The 3,905-nt window shown below is 49.2% G+C and carries 3 protein-coding genes; 2 read left to right on the top strand and 1 reads right to left on the bottom strand.

What is annotated here, in order from left to right:
- Together ABUA47_RS23585 and ABUA47_RS23580 are read left to right on the top strand one after the other, a co-directional pair.
- Window positions 1-621, top strand: a 621-nt coding sequence (locus ABUA47_RS23585; RefSeq protein WP_349832159.1) for a glycosyltransferase, incomplete at its 5' end; no start/stop codon positions are given.
- Between the two features lie 30 nt (window positions 622-651).
- Window positions 652-3,216, top strand: a complete 2,565-nt coding sequence (locus tag ABUA47_RS23580; RefSeq protein ID WP_005827401.1) for a glycosyltransferase family 1 protein — start codon at window positions 652-654, stop codon at window positions 3,214-3,216.
- A gap of 124 nt (window positions 3,217-3,340) precedes the next feature.
- On the opposite strand, the gene fldA is transcribed toward ABUA47_RS23580, so the two are convergent.
- Complete coding sequence (gene fldA, locus ABUA47_RS23575; protein WP_005827403.1) at window positions 3,341-3,847, bottom strand: flavodoxin FldA; 507 nt, start codon at window positions 3,845-3,847, stop codon at window positions 3,341-3,343.
- Between the last annotated feature and the right edge of the window lie 58 nt (window positions 3,848-3,905).

The raw sequence follows: 3,905 nt of genomic DNA, 5'->3' as shown, positions 1-3,905 counted from the left end.
GTGGGAGACCCCCGCGAGGACTTGCAGAAGCGCTTGAAGAGCAAAGATAAGTTCACCGAACCGTTGCAGTGTCCTTTCATCACCCACTGGCTGCACAATATGACGCACGACCAGGTGCTGGATATGCTGAAATACCTCGGTATGGGCAATCGTCCCGAAGATAAGGTGAAAGTAATTTTTGTACCTTGCTATCAGGATGGTCACGATGGCATCCTCAACAAGCATTATTATGACTTGATTTTAGGCGAGGACCTCAGTGTCTATCCGTCCTATTATGAACCGTGGGGATATACCCCGCTGGAGAGCGTGGCTTTCCGGGTGCCTACCATCACCACCGACCTTGCCGGTTTCGGACTTTGGGTGAACAGCCTGAAAAACCAGCATGGCATAAACGACGGAGTGGAAGTGCTGCACCGTTCGGACTATAACTATTCCGAAGTGGCAGACGGCATCAAGGACACCGTAGCCTTGTTCTCTACCAAGACGGAAGCCGAAATCAAGGAAATACGCAAGCGTGCAGGCCAGGTGGCAGAGCAGGCTTTGTGGAAGCACTTTATACAATATTATTACGAGGCTTACGACATTGCACTGCGCAATGCCATGAAGCGTCAACTAAAATAAAAGAATTATTAATCAATTAGTTATCATACAATGAAGATTAAAGTTAGTAATGTAAACACTCCTAACTGGAAAGATGTGAATGTGAAATCGCACATTCCCGCCGAACTGGAGAAACTGTCTGAACTGGCACATAACATCTGGTGGGCATGGAATTATGAAGCCACCGAACTGTTCAGAGACCTTGACCCTGCTCTCTGGAAAGAAGTGGGACAGAACCCCGTACTTCTGCTGGAACGTATGAGTTATGCTAAACTCGAGGCACTCGCAAATGACAAAGTTATTCTGCGCAGAATGGATGACGTATACTCCAAGTTCCGCACATACATGGATGTGAAGCCTGACAGCAAGCGCCCGTCCGTGGCTTATTTCAGTATGGAGTATGGTTTGAGCCATGTACTTAAGATATATTCCGGCGGTCTGGGTGTACTTGCCGGTGACTACCTGAAAGAAGCTTCCGATAGCAACGCCGACTTGTGTGCAATCGGTTTCCTGTACCGCTACGGTTACTTTACACAAACATTGTCTATGGACGGCCAGCAGATTGCCAATTACGAGGCACAGAACTTTGGCCAGTTGCCCATCGACCGTGTATTGGATGAGAAGGGCGAGCAGATGGTAGTGGATGTTCCTTATCTGGACTACTACGTGCATGCTTATGTGTGGAGAGTGAACGTTGGACGTATCTCTCTCTATCTGCTTGATACTGACAATGAAATGAACAGCGAGTTCGACCGTTCCATCACTCACCAGCTGTATGGCGGTGACTGGGAAAACCGCTTGAAGCAGGAAATCCTGCTCGGTATCGGTGGTATTCTGACGCTGAAGAAGCTGGGCATCAAGAAAGATATCTATCACTGCAACGAAGGACATGCTGCTTTAATCAACGTACAGCGCATCTGTGACTACGTGGCCGAAGGTCTGACTTACGACCAGGCTATCGAGCTGGTACGTGCTTCTTCTCTCTATACTGTACATACTCCGGTTCCTGCCGGTCACGACTACTTCGACGAAGGCCTTTTCGGCAAGTACATGGGCGGCTATCCTTCAAGAATGGGTATCAGCTGGGACGACCTGATGGACCTCGGACGTAACAATCCGGGCGACAAGGGTGAACGTTTCTGTATGTCTGTATTCGCTTGCAACACTTCTCAGGAGGTGAACGGTGTGAGCTGGCTGCACGGAAAGGTTTCCCAGGAGATGTTCGCTTCCATCTGGAAGGGTTACTTCCCCGAAGAAAGCCATGTGGGCTACGTTACCAACGGTGTACACTTCCCCACTTGGAGCGCTACGGAGTGGAAACATCTCTATGCTGCGCATTTTGATGAGAACTTCCTCTACGACCAGTCCAACCCCAAGATTTGGGAGGCTATCTATAACGTGTCCGACGAAGAAATCTGGAAGACGCGCATGGTGATGAAGAACAAACTGATTGACTATGTTCGCAAGCAATACCGTGAAACTTGGTTGAAGAACCAGGGTGACCCTTCACGCATCGTTTCCCTGCTGGACAAAATCAATCCGAACGCTCTGCTGATAGGTTTCGGACGCCGTTTCGCTACCTACAAGCGTGCACACTTGCTGTTCACCGACCTCGACCGTCTGGCCAAGATTGTGAACAACCCCGACTATCCGGTACAGTTCCTCTTTACCGGTAAGGCTCACCCGCACGATGGTGCCGGCCAGGGCTTGATTAAGAGAATCATCGAGATTTCCCGTCGTCCGGAGTTCCTGGGCAAGATTATCTTCCTGGAAAATTATGACATGCAGTTGGCACGTCGCCTCGTTTCAGGTGTGGATATCTGGCTGAACACTCCGACACGTCCGCTCGAAGCATCCGGTACTTCCGGCGAGAAGGCGTTGATGAACGGTGTTGTAAACTTCTCCGTACTCGACGGCTGGTGGTTGGAAGGCTATCGTGAAGGTGCCGGTTGGGCATTGACCGAAAAGCGTACTTACCAGAACCAGGAACATCAGGACCAGCTCGATGCCGCTACTATCTACAGCATTCTTGAGCAAGAAATTCTGCCGTTGTTCTATGCACGCAACAAGAAGGGATATTCTGAAGGTTGGGTGAAGACTATCAAGAACTCCATCGCACAGATTGCTCCCCACTATACAATGAAGCGTCAGCTGGACGACTATTACGACAAGTTCTACATCAAGGAGGCCAAACGTTTCAAGATGCTGGCTGCCGACGGTTGTGCCAAGGCTAAGGAAATAGCTGCCTGGAAGGAAGAAGTTGCCGAGAAGTGGGACAGCATTGAAGTGGTGTCTTGCGAAAAGACCGAAGACCTGGTGAAAGGCTCCATCGAGAGCGGTAAGGAATACACCATTACTTACGTTATCGACGAAAAGGGCTTGAACGATGCTATCGGTCTGGAACTGGTGACTACTTATACGGCTCAGGATGGCAAACAGCATGTTTACTCCGTAGAACCGTTCAATGTAGTGAAGAAAGAAGGTAACCTTTATACTTTCCAAGCTAAGCACAAGATGGAAAATGCGGGTAGCTTCAAGGTTTCTTACCGTATGTTCCCGAAGAATGCAGACCTGCCTCACCGTCAGGACTTCTGCTACGTTCGCTGGTTCGTATAAGAGCATAAAAAAGATAATGTGCCTGCGGATATGGCAGAACACATTATCTGTTCAGATAAAAGATATCATCTGCATGATGCAGGCAGACCATCCGTTTAAAGTAAACGGATGGTCTGTTTCTTTTCTAGAGCTTGCTTTTTATTTCGGCTGTCCAGGCGTCAATGCGTTCGGCGGTTTTGTTACTTTCGTTCACTTCGTCGAGGGGAAGTCCTACGAATGCACCGTCTACCACGGCGATGGAAGAGGAGAAGGAATACCCGTCCGTGCTGACTTTGTTGCCCAAGAAGGTACACCCGCTATCCTTCAGGTCCTCGTAGAGTACTCCGATGCCGTCGCAGAATGTGTCGCAGTAGGAGTCGGAGTCGCCGCAACCGAATAAGGCTACGAACTTCATGGAAAGGTCGGCGCTCTTCAGTACCTTTACGCCGTCATACCAGTCGTCCTGCAGTTCGCCGTCTCCCCAAGTGGAGGTACCTAGAACCAGCACTTCATATTCCTTGATTTTATCGGCGGTCATCTTGTCAACACTATGTACGTCGGTGGAGGAAACTCCCAACTTTTCGGCTATCTGGTTAGCCAACTCTTCGCAGGTTCCGGTACTGGAACCATAAAAAACACCAGTCTTTTTCATTGTAAATAAAGTGATTAAATTGTTTGCTGCAAAGTAAAGGCTTTGCCGGAGCTGTCTC

Source organism: Bacteroides sp. RTP31139st1_H2_RTP31139_211217, from assembly GCF_040227615.1.
In the GTDB taxonomy this organism is placed as follows: domain Bacteria; phylum Bacteroidota; class Bacteroidia; order Bacteroidales; family Bacteroidaceae; genus Bacteroides; species Bacteroides uniformis.
This window is presented reverse-complemented; position numbering and strand designations above follow the sequence as displayed.

Excerpts from the sequence above, each read along its gene's own strand:
- ABUA47_RS23580 (WP_005827401.1), top strand. The coding sequence starts at position 652 with ATGAAGATTAAAGTTAGTAATGTAAACACTCCTAACTGGAAAGATGTG.
- fldA (WP_005827403.1), bottom strand. The coding sequence starts at position 3,847 with ATGAAAAAGACTGGTGTTTTTTATGGTTCCAGTACCGGAACCTGCGAA.